Origin of the sequence: Pseudarthrobacter sp. GA104, assembly GCF_009741265.1 — a bacterium.
Taxonomy (GTDB): domain Bacteria; phylum Actinomycetota; class Actinomycetes; order Actinomycetales; family Micrococcaceae; genus Arthrobacter.
The window spans coordinates 4,696,259-4,714,953 of record NZ_WOWL01000001.1 but is presented as its reverse complement, the minus strand read 5'-3'; the positions used below and the strand labels follow the sequence as shown (position 1 = coordinate 4,714,953).

The following is an 18,695-nucleotide window of genomic DNA, read 5'->3' as shown; positions in this document are numbered from 1 at the left end:
GCAATCCGGTCTTGTCCCGTGCGTGAGACGGCGTCGGGGCGCGCTCCGGTGGCAAGCGCCATCCTCGTGCTACCGGGCGGAGGACACAAGCGGAGGTTTGTGGCATTGCCGGCCCCTTAATTTGAACCGGGCCGTGATTCGTTGGGGCGGAGCGCCTGGCCCTCCGCATATGCTCTTTAAACACCACGAACGATTGGATGCGCATGAGCCGCCGTTATGTCATCGATGCGATTCCCGGCGACGGCATTGGCGTGGATGTCACCGACGTCGCGATGCAGTGCGTCGACGCCGTCGCCGGAATGTACGGCTTCGACGTCCAGTGGCGGGTCCGGGACTGGAACAGCCACTTTTACCGCAAGGCGGGCCGCATGATGCCTGTTGACGGAATAGAGCAGCTGAGCAGCGGTGATGGCATCTACCTGGGAGCCGTCGGGACACCGGACGTGCCCGACGATGTCACCCTTTGGGGGCTCCTCATCCCTATCCGCCGGGAGTTCGACCAGTACATCAACCTCCGGCCCATGCGGTTGCTGCCCGGCATCGTCGGCGCCATGCCCGGCATCGAGGACCTGGACATCGTGGTGGTACGGGAGAACGTTGAAGGCGAGTATTCCCAGATCGGAGGAAGGTTCGGCGCCGGAACCGAAGGCGAGTTCGCGGTTCAGGAGAGCGTCTTCACCAGGCGCGGTATCGCCCGGGCGGCGCGCTATGCCGCTAACGTCGCCACCGAACGCGGCGGCCGGCTCGTCTCCGCAACAAAGTCCAACGGCATCATCCACACCATGCCGTTCTGGGATGAGGTGGTGGCGGAGACAATCACGGCGTTCCCCGGCGTCGTCGTCGAAAAGGTGCTCATTGATGCGCTGGCGGCACGGCTGGTGATGAAGCCGACGAGTATCCGGACCATCGTTGCGTCGAACCTGTTCGGGGACATTCTTTCGGACCTGGTAGCTGGTATTGCCGGGTCCATCGGCATTGCACCCAGCGCCAACCTCAACCCGGAGCGGCGGCACCCGTCGATGTTCGAGCCCGTGCACGGCTCTGCTCCGGATATTGCGGGCAAGGGTATCGCCAACCCGGTGGGCGCTCTGTGGGCCGCTGCAATGATGCTCGACCATCTCGGTGAGGCGGAGGCCGCCCGGTCCCTGACCTCTGCCTTTGAGGGAACGCTCGCGGACGGCACTGCGACGCCGGACCTGAAGGGCACCGCCACCACCGTGGAGTTCGCCGCCGAAGTGCTGTCGCGCCTGTCCTAACCAACTAGCTGGTGCGCAATCGCTTCTCCAAACGGAACGCGACCAGCGAGGCAGCCGCCCCGGCACCTGCGACCAGCGCTGCAAGCGTCCATCCAACGGCGGGACTGAAATGGGAGAAAACGATCCCGAACAGCAACGGCCCCAGCGTTCCGCCGATGTAGGTACCGCTCTGAGTGATCCCGGTGGCCCGGATGGTGAATGGATGCGCCGTGCGTGAGACCACGTAATGGGCCAGGCCGTTCCAGCCCCAGCCCAGACCGAACGCGACGACGGCTCCGGCTGCATAGGCGATCGGGAAACCGGACGCCATGCCGAGCAGCCCCAGGCTCCCGGCCCCCATCATCAGGGCCACCGTGGCCATCGAGCCGCCGATCCCCCGGTCCGCGGCAATACCCACCAGCGGGCGGGCCAGAATCCCGGCCACACTGGCGGCGCCCAGCAATAGGCCCGCACCGGCGGCATCGAATCCCGCCTGCACAGCCATGGTCACAGTGAAAGCACCCACTACATTGGCCTGCCCGGCTCCCAGGGCACTGGCCACGGCGGTGGCAAAAAGGAATGGTTTCAGCCTCCGGGGGAGCGGTTCCCTGGCGGCTTTACCTGAGCGCCCTTGGAACGGGGCAGTGCGTGGGAGGGTGCGGAGCAGCGCCGGGATCAGGGCCGCCGCCAGCAGTGCTGCCAGCGCAAAGGTCCAGTTCCACCCCACGGTAAGAGCGAATAGCGGGACGGACAGGCCGGCGGTGAGCGTCGCCGTCGGAATGGCGGCCTGCTTGAGGCCAAACGAGAAGGCGCGGTTGCGTACCGCCACCTGGTCCACGATCAGGCCGTTGGACAGCGGGTGGATCAGGGCGTTTGCGGTACCGGCGAAACTGAGCCAGACGATCAGCCACGCCCAGTGCGGAGTGACAAAGGCGATGCCGGCCAGTGCAACAAAGCCCAGCCCGACGGCGAGCGGGACTCCGCGGCGGAGCCCCAGTCCGCTCGCCACATACCCGGCCGGGGCGGACAGCAGTGCTGAGACAGCCCAGAAGGTGGAGACCGCGACTCCGAGTGCTGACGCCGTCATGCCCAGGTCCTGCTCAAGCTGGACAGCCAGCCCGCCGACGAGGAAGACCGGCAGCACCGCCACCACCGTTGTCAGCGCCGCGATGGCCGTGGCGCGCTGTCCCGGTCGACGCGCCGGTGTTCGAACGGGGCCGACGGCGGCTGGCCTCACCGTGGAGATCGGCTCTGCGAAACGACTGCCGCGTTGTCCTGTACGACGGCGTCGCCGGCCAGCATGGAGCGCCCGCCGGTCCGCACCTGGGCCAGCAGGCCGTCGGCAGTGAGGACGGCACGTTCGGCCGGCGAGAAGTCGAGCCCGAGCGTCAACTCGGTGCCTCCGTCCACTCGGGCAGTGACGGAGCGGCGACCATCGGCCAGGGCGTCAGCAAGCCCTTCGATGACCCACCGCTGCCCGGTTGAGCTTTGCGCGTCGGAGGGCAAGATCAGCGGCACGATGCCGGCGGCGATGAGGTTGCGGCGATGGATCCGCGCGTAGCTGCGGGCAGCGACCACCCGGACCCCCAAGTACAACGGGATCAGGGCGGCATGCTCCCGCGACGAACCCTGCCCGTAGTTTTCCCCGCCCGCAATGATTCCGCCGCCCCATTCGAGGGCGCGATCGTGAAAACCGGGGTCCAGGCGGCGGAACATGAAGCGCGCGCAGACGGCGATGTTGGACCATACAGACATGGCGATGGCGCCGTCGGGAGCCATGTCACCAGTGGAGATGTCATCACCGACGGCGATCAGCACCCGGGCGTCCAGGTCAGCCGGCAGCGGTGTGGGCTGTGGCGGCGGGACGAGGTTGCTGCCCCGCTCGATCTCGATGTTGCGACGTGCCTCAAGGGGCAGGACACCGGCAATATGCAGGTCATGGACTTCCGGATGAGGAGGAGTGGCAGGGCGGAGCTCGCCGCGGCTGACGGTGGAGGCATCGACGATGGCGCCTTCCAGCGCGCTGGCAGCAGCGGTCGACGGCGAACACAGGTACACGGAGTCCTCGGCTGTACCGCTGCGGCCCGGGAAGTTGCGGTTGAACGTGCGCAACGACGGCGCACCCTCCGTAGGTGCCTGCCCGATGCCCACGCAGGGGCCGCATACCGGCTCGAGCATCCGCGCCCCGGCCCCCATAAGATCCTCATAGACGCCGGAGGCGATGATCGTCTGCAGGATCTGGCGTGATCCCGGCGTCACCGTGAGCTGGACGGACGGATGGACGGTATGTCCCTTGAGGATGGCAGCCACAGTGGCCAGGTCCTCGTACGAACTGTTCACAGAGGAACCCACGCAGACCTGGACCACCTCAGTGCGCGGCAGTTCGGACACGGGACGGACGTTGCCTGGTGAGTGCGGCAGCGCCACGAGCGGAACGAGGCTTGATAGATCAATCTGCTCGTCGTCGTCGTAGCCTGCGCCGGCGTCGGCCGCCAGGGGGACGAACTGATCCTCTCGGCGCTGGGCCCGGAGCCACGCGCGGGTCTGGTCATCGGAGGGAAAGATGGCTGTGGCGGCACCTGTCTCGATGATCATGTTGCAGATGGTCGCGCGCGCCGAGACTGACAGGGAAGCCACACCCTCCCCGTAGAACTCGAACACCTTCCCGCGGCCGCCCCGCACGCCATGGCGGCGCAGCAGCTCCAGCACCACGTCCTTCCCTTCGGCATTGGGTCCGAGCGTGCCCGTCAGTTCCACCCCCACGACGGCGGGGCACACAAAGTCGAACCCGTAGCCCGCCATCGCCACGGCGACCTCCAGCCCGCCGGCGCCGAGGGCGAACATGCCGAGGGCACCCGCCGTTGAGGTGTGGGAGTCCGCGCCCACCAGGACCTGGCCCGGCCTGGAGAATTTCTCAAGGTGGATGTAGTGGGAGATGCCGTGCCCGGCGGGGGAGTAGCGCAGCCCGTAGCGGGCGGAGAAGGTGCGGAGGTAGTGGTGGTCCTGCATGTTCTTTTCATCGATCTGCAGGACGTTGTGATCGACGTACATGACCGCCAGCGGCACGGCGACGGAGTCCATGCCGAGCATTTCGAACTGCATGGCGGTCATGGTTCCGGTTGCGTCCTCGATGAGGATCTGGTCAACGGCGATGGTGATGTCGGCGCCGTGAGTCAGGCCGCCGGACGCGAGATGGCTGGCCAGGATTTTGTGGGTCAGTGTCTCGGGCATTCAGAGCTCTCCTCAAGCAGGAAGGCGGTGATGGCGGCAGAGGCACGCCATCTCTTGCGGATGGCGTGCCTCTGCCGGTTGGTGCTACTTCAGGAATTCGTTCGTGTAGGTGTCCGCCAGCTTGATGTCCTTATCCCCGACCTCCGGGTTGGCCACCCGCTGTGTCTTCAGGACCGCCTGAACGCCGTCCTCGGTAAAGGATCCGTCCTTGCTGAGCGTCTTCTTCAGGTCCTCAATGACCTTGGCGTAGAGCTGCTTGTCTCCGCCGGCGAACTTCTCAGGCATTTTCGCGGCAATCTCCTCGCCGGAGTGGCCGTCGATGAATTCGAGGGTGCGCTTGATCGCCTTGGCGAGCTTGCCTGCGGTTTCCTTGTTCTTGTCCAGCCATTCAGTCTTGGCGTAGAGGGAGGAGGACGGCCAGGAGTCGGTGTCGAATACTTCCTTCAGACCCTCCACGGTCCGGACGTCTTCCAGCAGCACCGGATCGTGGCCTATCCGCTTTGCGAGTACGGAGATGTCAGGTTCGAGCATCACTGCGGCGTCCACCTGGTTCTGCTCCACGGCGGCAACGGCAGAGGACCCGGCGCCGATCGCTGAAACTGCGGCATCTGTCTGCTGCATGCCACTCTTGGCGAGCAGGAACTTTACGAACATGTCGGTGGAGGACCCCGGTGAGGTCACTCCGACGTTCTTGCCTTTGAGGTCCGCAATGGACTTGATCTGGCCCTCATTCTTGGGCGCCACGATGAGGGCAAGCCCCGACGACTCGCCCATGTCAACGAACGCCTTGATGGGCTGGTTCTTGGCCTGCATCTGGATGGTGTGCTCGTAGTATCCGCTGGTGACATTTGTGCTGCCGCCCACCATCGCAGTGAGCGCTTTCGAGCCGCCCTGCAGGTCCTGGAGTTCGACGTTCAGGCCCTCTTCCTTGTAGTAGCCCAGTTCCTGGGCCAGCGTGGTGGGAAGGTAGGTCAGGAGAGTCTGGCCGCCGACGCCGATGATCACCTTGGTGCCTTCCCCGCCGCCGGCAGCACCGGTCCCGCCCTGGCCGGGAGGTGCAGCCGAAGGGGCGCCGCAGGCGGAGAGAGCCAAGGCAACGGAGGCAAGCAGGGTCAGGGGGCGGAAGAGCCTACGGCGCCGGGTTTCTTTCTGGGTCATGAGAGTTCCCTTTCAGGCGGTGATGGTAATAGTTACGAGGACCGGGCCGGGCGCCACCTGAGGAGGTGCCGTTCGAGGCGGTTGACGAGGAGGTCGATGATCAGGACCACGAACATCAGGATGAACATGCCGGCGAAGACTCCCTTGGTATCGAAGACACCCTGGGCCTGGGCTATGGCGTAGCCCACACCGGCGGAAGCTCCGAGGTATTCACCCACCACTGCGCCGGTGATGGCAAAACCTACGCTGATATGCAGGCTGGAGAAGATCCAGGTCAGGGCGCTGGGGATGAAGACGTGGCGGAGGAGCTGCTTCTCCGACGCCCCCAGCATGCGTGCGTTGTCCACGAGGACCCGGTCCACGCTCTTGACGCCCTCGAGGGTGTTGAAGAAGACGATGAAGAACACCAAGGTGAAACCGAAGGCGACCTTTGACCAGATCCCCAGGCCGAACCACAGCAGGAAAATCGGGGCCAGCACCACGCGGGGAAGGGCATTGAACATCTGCAGGAACGGGTCCAGGAGCCGCTCCAGGAAACGGACCCTCGCCAGGAGGAAGCCCAGGACCAGGCCGGCCGCCGCGCCCGTCAGGAAGGCGAGGATCGATTCCTGCAGGGTGATCCACAGGTGCGGGAAGACGAAGCCGCTGGAGATCCAGACCCATACCGTCATCAGGATGTCGGAGGGGAGGGGGAAGAAGAATGGGTCGATAACGCCAACGCGTCCCAACAATTCCCACGCACCGAGGACAATGACGGCGAGGGCCAGTTGTCCCATCCGGATGGAGAAGTTGGACGCTTCACCCCGTTTGCGCCGGGGGCGCTCAACCATGGCCGGACCCCGCTCCTTCCGGAGGGGAAAGCGCTGTGTCTTCTTGGAAACTGGTGCCACCGTCATGCTGCGTCGCTCTCTTCCTCTTCCCGCGCTGATTCGTAGGTCTTGGATACCTCAACCTTGAGGCGCCCCCAGATTTCTCTGTGGAGCTCGACGAACTTGGGATCGTCCCGGATGTCCAGGAGGTCACGGGGGCGGGGGATGTCGATCTCGTAGCTGCCGACGACGGTGCTTCCCGGCCCGGCCCCGAGGATGACCACCTCGTCGGACAGGGCAATTGCCTCGTCCAGGTCGTGGGTGATGAACACGACGGCCTTGTCCGATTCCTGCCAGAGCTGGAGGAGTTCGTTCTCCATGATCTGACGGGTCTGTACGTCGAGTGCGGAGAAAGGCTCGTCCATCAGCAGGATGTCGGGGTTGACGATCCAGGCCTGGGCGACTGCGGTGCGCTTGCGCATGCCGCCGGAGAGCTGGTGGGGGTACCGGTCAGCGAAGTTCTTCAATCCCACCTTCTCGAGCCAGCGGCGTGACTCGTCGTAGGCCTCGGCCTTGGAGACCCCGGCCATGGTGAGCCCGAGGCTGACGTTGTCGATGACCGACTTCCAAGGCAGCAGGGCGTCCTGCTGGAACATGTAGGAGGCGCGGCGGTTCACCCCGTGTACGGGCTCACCGAAGCTGTGGACAGTGCCCGAGGAAGGATTCAGGAGTCCCGCTGCCATGTTGAGGATCGTGGACTTACCCGATCCCGTCGGCCCAACGATGGAGACAAACCGTCCGGGCTCCACCTTGAGGTCGATGTCCCGGACAGCGAAGTACGATCCACCGCCGGGAGTTGCAAACTCCTTGGTGCATCCGTTGAGCTCAACCGCAAAATTCGATGATTCAGGCTGTGAGGGCTGCGTCATTGCTATTCTCCCGCTAACCACATTGTGAGTTGTTGGCCATATAGTGGGCACTACGCTAACAGTAACGTCTGTCACACTACAAGGGGGCTTCAAATAGGCGCCACCCCGCCCTGACCGAGAAGAAGGAACCTGGAATCGAGCCATGAGCGCAACCGAAAACGCCGCCGCCCCGTTGCTGGTGCTAAAGAAGATCACGGCCATCCTTGATGCCTTCTCCCTGGTGCGGCCAGAATTGAGCCTCGCCGAAATACGCGCGGAGACCGGGTTGCCGCACTCCACGGTGCAGCGCCTGGTCGCGAATATGGTGCATGAGGGAATGCTCGATCGGCGTGATGACCAATTCCGGGTCGGGTTGCGTATGACCCACTGGGCGGCGCCCGCCCGGCAGGGCCTGGACTTCCTGGAATTGCTGACACCGGTAATACGGCGATTGCGGGATGAGCTGGGCGAGACGGTCTGCATCTTCAGGGAATCGCAGGGAAGCAGGGTTTGCGTCGCGTTGGCCGAGACCCGACGGGTTCTTCGAAGGGCGGTCGAGGTCGGCGATATCATGCCGCTCCACGCCGGTTCGGCGGGCCGCGTATTGCTCGCCTGGAACCCCGACCTGGCGGAGAGGGTCTACGGGTCAGGGCTCCGGTCCATCACCGACCAGACCATCACGGACGCAGCAAGCCTTGATGCCGCCGTCTCGAAGACTCGTGCGGACGGTTTTGCCATCACCACCGGGGAGCGGGTTTCCGGGGCCAGCGGCTTGTCTGTTCCGATCTTCGGCCCGCAGGCTGAGCTCTACGGTGCACTCACCGTCATGGGGCCCACCATGAGGATGCCTTACGACGTGTGTGCTTCCTGGATAGAGCCGGTCATCGCCGCGGCAGCTGAAGGTACCCGGCTGATCGGCGGAAGTCTTCCCTCCGAGGTGGAGCCCATATCGTGATTTTATATTCACAATATGAGAACAGGAGTGCATACTGGTTCCTGTACGACGGGGAGCTCATGAACCTCCGTCCGTGTGTACGGCGCCCACTGGGTCCGCATCAGGAATCAGGAGTTGAGATTTGATGAAGGTTGTCGAAACCGGCACAGCGAAGCTTGGCAAGGACGCAGAGGACGGGGCCGGCCACGGGATCGCTGAAGAAACGCCACCAGCCGTCGCAGGCAGGGCCAAAATCGCGGGCGGTGATGCGGGTCCTCTGTCCGGCGTGCGCGTCCTCGAACTGGGATCTCTGATCGCCGGCCCTTTCGCGGGACGGCAGATGGCAGACTTCGGTGCCGAAGTCATCAAGGTCGAATCCCCAAACAGGCCGGATCCCATGCGCGAATGGGGCCGCGCGCGCGTTAATGACCACACGCTGTGGTGGTCGGTGCAGTCCCGCGGCAAAAAGTGCGTCACTATGGACCTGAAAGCCCCGCGCGGCCGGGAGCTCTTTCTTGAGCTCTGCAAGGACGCCGACGTCATCCTCGAGAACTTCCGCCCGGGCACTATGGAAAAGCTTGGCCTCGGCCCTGAAGAGCTGTGGAAGATCAATCCCGGCCTCATCATCGCCCGGGTCTCGGGATATGGACAGACTGGTCCGGAAGCGTCAAAGCCGGGTTATGCCTCCGTCGCCGAAGCGCGGAGCGGATTGCGGCACCTGAACGGCTATCCCGACCAGCCGCCACCCCGCACAGGTATTTCACTGGGGGACAGCCTCGGCTCGCTGTATGCCCTGCAGGGGATCCTGCTGGCGTTGTACTGGCGGGATGCCCGCGGGGGGACCGGCCAGGTGGTCGATGTGTCGCTCGTTGAGGCGTGCTTTTCACTACTGGAGAGCGCGGTGCCGGACTACGCCGCCACCGGTATTGTTCCCGGACCCAGCGGCTCGGGACTGAAGGGGATCGCGCCGTCGAACATCTTCCGCTCCAGCGACGGCAAGTGGGTTGTCATAGCGGCCAATCAGGATTCGGTCTTCGTCCGCCTGGCCACAGCGATGGGCATGCCCGGGCTCGCGGAGGACCCGAAATACCGTGATCATGCGCAGCGGGGCCGCAACCAGGAGGAGCTTGAAAGCATCATCGCCGATTGGGCGGTGCACTACTCCGCCGGCGAGCTGGTCAGCCTGCTCGATAAACATGCTGTTCCGAACAGCACCGTGAGTACCGTTGAAGATATCTTCGAGGATCCGCAGCTCAAAGCCAGGGACATGCTCGTGGAAGTGGCTGACGACGAGCTGGGCGCCGTGGTCCAGCCGGGAATCGTTCCCAAGCTCACGCGCTCCGCCGGCCGGATTAGCTGGAACGGGCCTTTGGTGCATGGATCCCACAATGCCGATGTGTACCAGGGCCTCCTGAACCTCACCGAAGAAGAGTTTCAGAATGCACGTAGCGAAGGAGCAATCTGATGGCGTTTGCCCACGGAACCAGTCCGGTCTCGATCGTGGACGTCAGCCCGCGCGACGGGCTGCAGAACGAGAAGACCCCCGTGAGCACGGAAGATAAGGTCCGGCTCATCGAAGAGCTGATCCGGATGGGTGCGCGGCGGATCGAAGCCGTCAGCTTTGTGAATCCCAAAGCCGTACCCCAGATGGCTGATGCCGACGCCGTGATGGCGTCGGTCCCGCGCACCGACGCCGTGAGCTATATCGGCCTGGTGCTGAACACCAGGGGTGCCCTCCGGGCTGTCGATGCCGGGGTGGACGAGATGAACTATGTACTGCCGGTGACCGACGCATTCGCCTCAGCCAACCAGAACACCACAGTTGCTGCAGCGCTTAGGGCTCTGGAGGAAGTGTCGGACATCGCTGCCGCCGCATCCATTCCACTCAGCGTCACCGCAGCTGTCGCTTTTGGCTGCCCCTACCAGGGAGACGTCCCGATCGAGCAGACCCTCGAGGTCGTCCGCAGTGCAATTGGTCTCGCGAACCTGGCTGAAGTGGCGTTGGCCGACACGATTGGTTGCGCCGTCCCGTGGCAGGTGGGCGAGACTTTCGCCACGCTGCGCGAGGAAACCGACCTGCAGTTGAGGGCCCACCTTCACGAGACCCGCCACACGGCGCTGGCCAATACTTATGCGGCGATGGCATCGGGTGTCGATGTGTTCGACAGTAGCGTCGGTGGTCTCGGAGGATGCCCCTTCGCTCCCGGCGCGGCCGGAAATATCTCCACGGAGGATCTCGCGTGGATGCTCGGGCGTGCAGGCTTCCCGACAGGCATCGACGTGCACAAAGCAACGGAACTGGGCCGCTGGATTTGCGGCCTCGTCGGTACCAATCCGCGTTCCGGACTGGCAGGGGCAGGAGTGTTCCCGGCGGCAGCGTAAGGCGCAGTACTTCGGCTGCACCTCGCGTCGCCTGGTTTGAGTTCAAACATAATGCCCGGCGATTCGAACGGCGGCGCTTTTAAGTCGAAAGCTATGGGCTAGATGTCAATGTGGGAATAAATCGCCCTTGTTCGCGGCCTGGGTGCCAGGTACCTACCGCGTCAAGCGATGGGATAAGGCACACATGATGTTCTGGAACTTGCATCCCCAGCGCAAGACACTAATAAAAAATCTTCCCTGAGTGGACGAAGATGAACCACAGGAGGAGGGGTGCGCCGTCCCGGTGTAAATGGCGTGGTAACGGTCGCGGGTTTCCGTGAGCGTTGTCGAGCTTCATGGCTTGAGCCGTCTTCACTGCCGGGCAACTGGCAGTGAAGACGGCTATCTTGCTTTCCGGGCCTAGGGGGTTGGCCTTATGGCTGTATCGGCGCTGTAGGAAGTGACCTTTGAAGCGGGGCCGCTGTCAAGCACTTTTGATCGGACTGTGGAAGCATCCAAAACGACGTGCTGTGTTTCGACGTTGCTCACAACATGGTTGGTGGCCACTACGTTGCTGTCACCCCCGGCGACGAGGATCATTGTCGGCTGGGCGTTCGGCGGTACGATCCTGTCGGGCGAGACGTCGTAAGCGATGAGGTTGTTGGCGAAAAAGTTGTTGTCTCCCGCGATGTGAACCACGCCGTAAAGATCGTCCAGGCCGTTGGATGTTCCGAGGAACGGCGGGAAGCCTTCCATACCGCGCCGGAAGTGGTTGCCAGTGATCAGGTTTTCCTTGCAGTTGTTAATGAGGCGCATTATGCCGGGGAAGAAACCCTGGAACCTGTTCGAGGTCACCGAGCATCTGTTGCAGCCGGTCAGCTCGACCAGGCTCCTGCCCCGGGGGAACAGGTTGTTACCGGTGATGAGAAGACCTTCGTGATTCTCCGCCAGCAGGGTGGCCCCCTCCGGCCCGGCCCCCATGAGGTTGTTGCTGACGATCGTCGCCTGTCCGGCGCCGGTGAGTTCTACGCAGTTGCCGCATTCGGCGATCATGTTGTCGTGGACACGCAGGGCGTCGGCGCCACGGACTATGAGTGCGTGTTCGAGATACACAAAACCCATGCCGGTGATGTGGAAGGAGTCGTTGTCTGAGGCGACTTCAATGCCGGTTCTGCCGTTTCGGTAGCTGTTGCCGTCTGGCGGGAACTCCACGCCATCAAGGCAGAAGTCGCGGAAAACAACTCCGGACAGGCGGGGGCTCCCCGCCCGACGTACCAGGAAGGCCTGCGGAGCTGTTGAAGGAGTAAGGACACGGATGTGGCTGCCGCCGGGCTGCAGTTCGAGCCAGCCGGACGTGTCCACATTGTCCTTTATGCTGCGGGAGAAGAACCCGTGGCCAAAGCCTGCAATGGTCAGATAGCTGACGTCCACGACAACTTGAGTCCGAAGGTCGTAGTCGCCCGGGGGGATGGTGATGACGGCGCCCGGCCGGGCGTCTGCCGTGGTCTGGCGCTTTTTGACGTCCGCGATGATGTCATTGATCACCGCACCAATGTCTATCTGGGCCGTCACCTCGGGCCGGCCCTTGATCTTCCAGGACGTGACGTCGTATCTGTTTTTTTCTTCCGTGCTGTCCGCGGCCTGCGCCGGTGCTGCAGCGCCAAGAGCCAGCGCTCCGGTAAGCGTGGCAACAGCGCCAGCGCCTAATAGTCTGCGTCGGCTCGGGTCCATCATCAGCGAATTTTTGTCAGTCAACGCTTGTCTCCTCAATGCACTGTGGAATGTGTGGGCTATCCGGGACCGCAAAGCATCGGTTTTCGCAGCACAGGGCGGCAGGTTTCAACGAGAACTCCGCATACGCGTGGAAGATGTCCCGACCGCCATGGAGTCGGGAGTCCCAAGTGGTGCCAAAACGATTTGGTTGGCCGGATACATTGAGGCTAGGAGGGCGGAGCAACAGCTGTCAACGCCAAAAACGTCCCACGGTTTTTGGCAAAGCAGCGACCCTTGACACCTGAACCTGCCCAGTCCTATCGTGGATGCCAAGTCGTTTTGGCAAAACGATTTTTCAGTCCAAGTCACTCTCACCATTCCGTTCAAGAGAAAGTGAGTCGACAGCGATGTCCACTCGTAAATTCATCGGCAGGCTCGCCATCGGCGGCATCTGCACCGCCGTCGCACTGGCCGCCTCGGCCTGCGGCGCAGGTGGCCCGGCCCCGTCTACAGGAACTGCCGGAACCAACACCGTCAACGTCCTGGTCGAAGCCGGCGGCCACGCCGAACTGACCGGCGTCGCCGCACAATGCAAGAAGGACGCCGGCGTAGACGTCAACTTCGTTGAACTGCCCTACGACGGCATGTTCAACCGGCTTTCCAGCGAATTCTCCTCCGGCAACGTCTCCTTCGACGTGGCCGCCCTGGACTCCGTGTGGCTGCCCAGCTTCAAGGACGCCCTCCAGCCCATTGACGAGATCTTCACTGACGAGGCGAAAAAGGACATCTTCCCGGCCCTGGTCAAGGAAGCCAACGTCGACGGGCACTTCGTGGGCCTGCCCGCCTGGACCAACGCCGAAATTATCCTGTACCGCAAGGACCTGTTCGAGGACGCCAAGAATAAGGCCGACTTCCAGACAAGGTACGGCTATGAGCTGGCTGCCCCCACCACGTGGAAGCAGTACCAGGACATCTCCGAGTTCTTCACCAAGGACGGCATGTACGGTACGGATGTCAAGGGCGGCGTGGAAACCGAATGGCTGGCCCACGTCCTGCAGGCCGGCTCGCCCATGGTCCTGGACGGCGACAAGGTGGTCATCGACAACGCCGCGCACAAGGAAGCCCTGGACTTCTACGTGGGCCTGGCCAAGTACGCTCCCTCCGGTGCAGCCCAGGTGGACTGGGCCGCAGCGCAGAACCTGTTCAACCAGGGCCAGACCGCCATGACCCGGTTCTGGGCCCACGCCTACCGGCAGATCCCCAAGGACTCCCCGGTGGCGGGCAAGGTGGGCACAGCCCCCATGATCGCCGGATCCGCCGGCGTCGGCGGCGTTCCCGGCCCCTGGTACCTCACGGTGCCGAAGGCCACCAAGAACACCGAGGCGGCCAAGAAGTTCGTGAAGTGCGCCTACGACTACAACGACAGGGGCATCGAATCCAGCCTGGGCCTGGCCTCCCGCATCTCCGCGTTCGAGAAGTACCAGGACAAGGAAGGCTACGAGAGCTTCAAGCCGCTGATCGAAACCCTCAACGGCGAAGCCACCGCCACCCGCCCGGCCACCGAGAAGTGGCAGCAGATCGTGGACACCGTCCTGGTGCCCATGCTGCAGAAGGCCGTTGCCGGCGGTGACTCCGCCACCCTCCTCGCCGACGCCAAGAAGCAGATCGAGGACCTCCTCAAGTAAGACCCCCGCGGCCGGCACCTGTGTACCGGTGCCGGCCGCGGCCCCAACCAGCGGAAGAGAAAACCGTGCGCATCTCCGACCGCCGCTTCGCATTGTTCCTGATGACACCAGCGGCGCTGTTCCTGGCAATATTCGTGGCCTTCCCGCTGTTCCGCCTGGTGGCGGACAGCTTCTACAAAATCTCCCCGATCGCCGGCGGCCCCCGCGACTTCGTGGGCCTGGACAACTACTTCCGCGCCTTCGCATCCGAGGCCTTCACGGGAGCGGGCTGGCGGACCCTTGCCTACACCCTGGTGGTGGTGACCCTCGAGTTCGCCCTCGGCCTGGGCATGGCACTGCTGTTCACCATGCTGGGCCGCAGCTCCCAGATCTGGCGGACGGTGTTCATGTACCCGCTGATGATCGCCCCGATCGTGGCGGGCCTGCTCTGGAAGTTCCTGATGATCGACAACTTCGGCCTCATCGGGACCCTCCTGCACCAGGCCGGCATCCTGGACAACCCCAACCAGATCGGCTGGCTCTCCGACCCCAATATCGTGCTCTACTCGGTGGCCATCCCGGACATCTGGCTGACCACCTCGTTTATGTGCCTGGTGCTCTTCGCCGGGCTGCAGAACATCCCGGGTGACCTGATCGAAGCCGCGCGGCTGGACGGCGCCCGGGCACCGGCCCTGCTGTTCCGGATCATCCTGCCCCTGCTGCGGCCGGTCATCGCCGTCGCCCTGGTGGTCCGCGGCATCGACGCGGCCCGGGCCTTCGACACCATCCTCATCCAGACTAACGGCGGGCCGCAGTCCGCCTCGGAAACCATGAGCTTGCTGATCTACCGGACCATGATCCGCTTCGGCGATCCGGGCCTGGCCAGCGCCATGGGCACCATCTACCTGCTGGCGATGCTGGCCGTCGCGTTCGTCGCGGTGTCCACCATCTGGCGGCCAGGAAAGGACAACTGATGCGCCTCGCTGAACGAACAAAGCACGACGGCGGGACCCCATCCAAGGCGGCCGGGGCACCTTCCGGAGCGCCCGCCGTCGTCCCTCCCCGCAAGCGCCGCAGCGTCAACCGGGAAGGGCTGGAGGCCGGCCGGCGCAGCACCAGGACGCTGCTGTGGATCCTCCTCGCAGCAGCCATGGTGCTCTACGGATTCCCGTTCCTCTACCTGCTGTTCACGTCCTTCAAAACCCCGATCGATACCATCGCCGTGCCGCCCACAATCCTTCCCAGGGAATGGACGCTGGAAAACTATGCCAACGCGCTGGGCCGCAGCGGTGTACCGGCCTCGTTCGTCAACAGCATCCAGACGGCAATCATCAGCACGGTGCTGTCCCTGGTGCTGGCGGTGCCGGCGGCCTACGGCATCACCCGGTACAAGACCCTCAGCGGCCGGATCTTCATCATGGCCGCATTGGTGACCCGCATGGTCCCGCCGGTGGCAATCGGCATTCCGCTGGCTTCCATGATGGCGTCGATGGGCCTATCCGATACCCCCATCGCGCTGTCCATTGCCCACACCACCATCTCGCTGCCGCTCTCGATCTGGCTGATGTCCAGCTTCTTCGAGGCCGTGCCGAAAGACCTGGAGGAGGCTGCAACGGTGGATGGCTGCAGCAGGCTGGGGGCCCTGTGGCGGGTGGTGATCCCGGTGGTTTCCGGCGGCATCGCCGTCACCGCAATCTTCGCCTTCCTGGCCTCCTGGAACGAATTCCTGTTCGCCCTGCTGATGACGGCCATCCGTTCCCAGACAACGCCAGTGGTGATCGCCAACTTCCAGACCCAATTCGGCTTGGATTGGGGATCCATGACGGCGCTGGCCGCCGTCTACTCCATCCCGGTTATCCTCCTCACCCTCCTGCTGCAGCGCAGGATCGTGGCAGGTATGACGCTCGGCGCCGTCAAGGGCTAGGCCACCAAGCAACGAGTAGCCTACTGGTAACCCCCAGGGGCATCACCGACCAAAGGACGTGGGACGCAGATGAGTAACAGGAACATCGGAATCAAGGACGTGGCCGTCGCCGCCGGCGTGTCCGTGACCACCGTGTCCCACGTCCTCAACGAGGTCTCCTATGCGCGGATCAGCCCCGAAACCCGGGACAAGGTCAGGTCCGTGGCGGAGCAGCTGGGGTACGGCCCCAACCGCCTCGCCCAGGCCCTCCGCACGCAAAGGACCGGAATGCTGGGCCTCGTCAGCGAGGACATCGCCACCACCCCCCACGCGGGCAGGATCATCCTGGGTGCCGACGAGGCCGCCAAAGCCCGGGGCTATGGCCTCATGATCATCAACACCTCAGGCTCGGCCAGCCTGGAGTCCCGGCAGGCCGACGTCGAGGCCCTCCTGGAGCGCAGGGTTGACGGGATCCTTTACGCCACCATGTACCACCGCACCGTGAAGCTCCCGGCCAACCTCGGCAGCGTGCCCTCCATCCTGGTGGACTCGGTGGCTACCGACGGAAACATCACCGCCGTGATCCCGGACGAAGACGGTGGTGCACGTGCCGCCGTGGGCGCGCTCCTCGAAGCGGGCCACACCCGGGTGGGATTCATCAACAACACCGATGATGTGCCTGCGACCCGGCAGCGGCTCCGGGCCTTCCGGGCCATGCTGACTGAGGCAGGGCTCGACGGCGGCGCGGCACCTGTGGAGTCGGCAGTCTCAGAGGTGCATGGCGGCTATGAGGCCGCCCTGCGGATGCTGGCAAGCGAGGACCGGCCTTCGGCATTGTTCTGCTACAACGACCGGATGGCGATGGGCGCCTATCGGGCCGCCGCGGAACTGGGACTCTCCATTCCGGCAGACCTTTCAGTGGTGGGCTTTGACGACCAGGAACTGATCGCCGCCAACCTTTACCCGGGCCTCACCACCGTGGCCCTGCCCCACTACGAGATGGGTGCGTGGGCCACCGAACACCTGATTGACGCCGTCGAAGGGAAGACAGACCTGACCCTCATGGCACTTCACCCGACCATCCTGGGCTGCCCGCTGGTGCGCCGCGATTCAATCGCGGCCCCCCGCCACTAAGCAGCCAACCCCTTCCAATTCCCAAGAGGATCGCACAAAACATGTCCACCTTCCTTAGTGCCGCACGCCCGGAAACACCTCCGGCCGCAACCACTAGGTTCCGGCCTGCCATCCACTTCACGGCCAGGGACACCTGGCTGAACGACCCAAATGGCCTGGTCTTCCATGACGGCCTTTACCACCTCTTCTTCCAGAACAATCCGTACGGCAACGTGTGGGGCAATATGTCCTGGGGCCACGCCACCTCCCGGGACCTGCTCCACTGGACCGAACACCCTGTAGCCATTGCCTGCGACGAAACCGAGGACATCTACTCCGGCAGCGTGGTGGTGGACCACGGAAACACGTCCGGCTTCGGCACCGCGGACGCACCTGCCCTCGTGGCCATCTACACCAGCGCCTACACGGCCGCGTCCGAACACCACGGCACGCAGGCGCAGTCCCTGGCCTACAGCACCGACGCCGGCATGACCTGGCACAAGTACGGCGCCAACCCTGTCCTTGCCCGGAGCTCCGCGCACTTCCGCGACCCCAAGGTCTTCCGCTACCAGGGCGAACATGGTGACTTCTGGGTCATGGTCGCCGTCGAAGCGCAGCACCAGAAGGTGGTCTTCTACCGTTCGGAAGACCTTAAGACCTGGGACTTCCTGAGCGACTTCGGCCCCATGAACGCGGACCAGGGCGAATGGGAGTGCCCCGATCTTTTTCCCCTGGCCGTGGACGGGGACCCGGACAACGTCAAATGGGTCCTGATCGTCAACGTCAACCCGGGCGCGGTGGCGGGAGGTTCCGGCGGCCAGTACTTCGTGGGCCAGTTCGACGGCGCCCGGTTTGTCCCGGACGCCTCTTCAGTTGCAGCGCCGGCCGGGGTGAGCGCCCTGGGTGACTCCGCGGCGGCCGATGCGGCCCTGCAGCAATGCCTGTGGCTGGACTGGGGGCGCGACTGCTACGCCTCCGTCTCTTTCGGCAACGTCCCGGATGGGCGGCGGATCATCATCGGCTGGATGAACAACTGGGACTACGCCAACCTGCTGCCCACCGCCCCCTGGCGGTCCTCCATGACCCTGGCCCGCGAAGTGCGCCTCACCGCAGCCAACGGCTCCGCCCGCCTGGTCCAGCAGCCCGTCCTGCCCGGCCGCCCTGCAGGAGAAGAGCCGCCTGCCGCCGCCGTGCAGATTATCGCGGAACCGTCCGAACTGCAGGATTCGGTCCTCCGGCTGCCGGCTGCTGCACGTGGCAGCGCCCAGGTCATCGAGGCGGAGATCCTGCCCGGGAGCGCTGGACACGTGGCCTTCCATTTCTTCGCCAGCGAGGACGGAAGCACGGGCACGGTGCTGGGCTACAACGCCGCCGCCGGCCGGCTCGTCCTTGACCGCAGCCGGTCAGGGGACACGGGCTTCCACGAAAAGTTCTCCTCCGCGGAGTCAGCCCCGCTGGTCCTTGAGGACGGCGTGCTCAAGCTGCAGATCGTCGTCGACCATTGCTCGGTGGAGGTCTTCGCGCAGGGCGGCGCGGTGGTCATGACAGACCTCGTCTTCCCCGGCGCGGAAAGCCAGGAGAACTGGCTGGCGGCCGGGGGAGGCCCGGCAACAGTCCAGAAACTTACGGTCTCAACCCTTACCTGACGGCAGGTTGGGTAATCCAA

The 18,695-nt window shown here is 64.2% G+C and carries 15 protein-coding genes; 9 read left to right on the top strand and 6 right to left on the bottom strand.

Annotation, left to right across the window (positions count from 1 at the left end; translation table 11 throughout):
- The first annotated feature begins 203 nt into the window (after window positions 1–203).
- The gene (locus GK109_RS21605) at window positions 204–1,256 is read left to right on the top strand and encodes a tartrate dehydrogenase (protein ID WP_157242441.1); all 1,053 of its coding nucleotides are present in this window, start codon (window positions 204–206) and stop codon (window positions 1,254–1,256) included.
- A gap of 4 nt (window positions 1,257–1,260) precedes the next feature.
- On the opposite strand, the gene GK109_RS21600 is transcribed toward GK109_RS21605, so the two are convergent.
- The 5 genes from GK109_RS21600 to GK109_RS21580 form a co-directional block, all read right to left on the bottom strand.
- Entirely contained in the window at window positions 1,261–2,472 is a 1,212-nt protein-coding gene (locus GK109_RS21600; RefSeq protein ID WP_157242440.1) for an MFS transporter, read from the bottom strand.
- Window positions 2,469–4,466, bottom strand: a complete 1,998-nt coding sequence (locus GK109_RS21595; RefSeq protein WP_157242439.1) for an aconitate hydratase — start codon at window positions 4,464–4,466, stop codon at window positions 2,469–2,471. Before GK109_RS21595 ends, GK109_RS21600 begins: the two co-directional genes overlap by 4 nt.
- Window positions 4,467–4,550: 84 nt before the next feature.
- Complete coding sequence (locus GK109_RS21590) at window positions 4,551–5,624, bottom strand: ABC transporter substrate-binding protein (protein WP_157242438.1); 1,074 nt, start codon at window positions 5,622–5,624, stop codon at window positions 4,551–4,553.
- Between the two features lie 32 nt (window positions 5,625–5,656).
- Window positions 5,657–6,454, bottom strand: a complete 798-nt coding sequence (locus GK109_RS21585) for an ABC transporter permease (RefSeq protein ID WP_197432532.1) — start codon at window positions 6,452–6,454, stop codon at window positions 5,657–5,659.
- A gap of 62 nt (window positions 6,455–6,516) precedes the next feature.
- Window positions 6,517–7,362 (bottom strand): ABC transporter ATP-binding protein, encoded by an 846-nt coding sequence (locus GK109_RS21580; RefSeq protein ID WP_157242437.1) that lies wholly within the window; start codon window positions 7,360–7,362, stop codon window positions 6,517–6,519.
- A gap of 142 nt (window positions 7,363–7,504) precedes the next feature.
- Here GK109_RS21580 and GK109_RS21575 point away from each other — a divergent pair, with 142 nt between their 5' ends.
- The 3 genes from GK109_RS21575 (at window position 7,505) to GK109_RS21565 (ending at window position 10,657) form a co-directional block, all read left to right on the top strand.
- Complete coding sequence (locus tag GK109_RS21575; RefSeq protein ID WP_157242436.1) at window positions 7,505–8,296, top strand: IclR family transcriptional regulator; 792 nt, start codon at window positions 7,505–7,507, stop codon at window positions 8,294–8,296.
- 124 nt (window positions 8,297–8,420) lie between these two features.
- Window positions 8,421–9,740 carry a CaiB/BaiF CoA-transferase family protein gene (locus GK109_RS21570; protein ID WP_157242435.1) on the top strand — a complete coding sequence of 440 codons (1,320 nt, stop codon included), beginning with the start codon at window positions 8,421–8,423 and terminating at the stop codon, window positions 9,738–9,740.
- Window positions 9,740–10,657 carry a hydroxymethylglutaryl-CoA lyase gene (locus GK109_RS21565; RefSeq protein ID WP_157242434.1) on the top strand — a complete coding sequence of 306 codons (918 nt, stop codon included), beginning with the start codon at window positions 9,740–9,742 and terminating at the stop codon, window positions 10,655–10,657. Before GK109_RS21570 ends, GK109_RS21565 begins: the two co-directional genes overlap by 1 nt.
- A gap of 399 nt (window positions 10,658–11,056) precedes the next feature.
- Here GK109_RS21565 and GK109_RS21560 read toward each other — a convergent pair whose 3' ends face one another.
- Window positions 11,057–12,391 carry a NosD domain-containing protein gene (locus GK109_RS21560; RefSeq protein ID WP_157242433.1) on the bottom strand — a complete coding sequence of 445 codons (1,335 nt, stop codon included), beginning with the start codon at window positions 12,389–12,391 and terminating at the stop codon, window positions 11,057–11,059.
- A 365-nt stretch (window positions 12,392–12,756) separates the two neighbouring features.
- Here GK109_RS21560 and GK109_RS21555 point away from each other — a divergent pair, with 365 nt between their 5' ends.
- The 5 genes from GK109_RS21555 to GK109_RS21535 all read left to right on the top strand — a co-directional run bounded on the left by GK109_RS21555 (window position 12,757) and on the right by GK109_RS21535 (window position 18,675).
- Window positions 12,757–14,034 carry an ABC transporter substrate-binding protein gene (locus tag GK109_RS21555; protein WP_157242432.1) on the top strand — a complete coding sequence of 426 codons (1,278 nt, stop codon included), beginning with the start codon at window positions 12,757–12,759 and terminating at the stop codon, window positions 14,032–14,034.
- Window positions 14,035–14,099: 65 nt separating this feature from the next.
- A complete protein-coding gene (locus tag GK109_RS21550; RefSeq protein WP_370460751.1) occupies window positions 14,100–14,987 on the top strand; it encodes a carbohydrate ABC transporter permease in 888 nt (295 codons plus the stop codon).
- Window positions 14,987–15,937, top strand: coding sequence for a carbohydrate ABC transporter permease (locus GK109_RS21545; RefSeq protein ID WP_157242431.1), 951 nt, complete (start codon window positions 14,987–14,989; stop codon window positions 15,935–15,937). Before GK109_RS21550 ends, GK109_RS21545 begins: the two co-directional genes overlap by 1 nt.
- A 69-nt stretch (window positions 15,938–16,006) precedes the next feature.
- Window positions 16,007–17,050 (top strand): LacI family DNA-binding transcriptional regulator, encoded by a 1,044-nt coding sequence (locus tag GK109_RS21540; RefSeq protein ID WP_157242430.1) that lies wholly within the window; start codon window positions 16,007–16,009, stop codon window positions 17,048–17,050.
- Window positions 17,051–17,091: 41 nt separating this feature from the next.
- A complete protein-coding gene (locus GK109_RS21535; RefSeq protein WP_157242429.1) occupies window positions 17,092–18,675 on the top strand; it encodes a glycoside hydrolase family 32 protein in 1,584 nt (527 codons plus the stop codon).
- Window positions 18,676–18,695 lie beyond the last annotated feature (20 nt).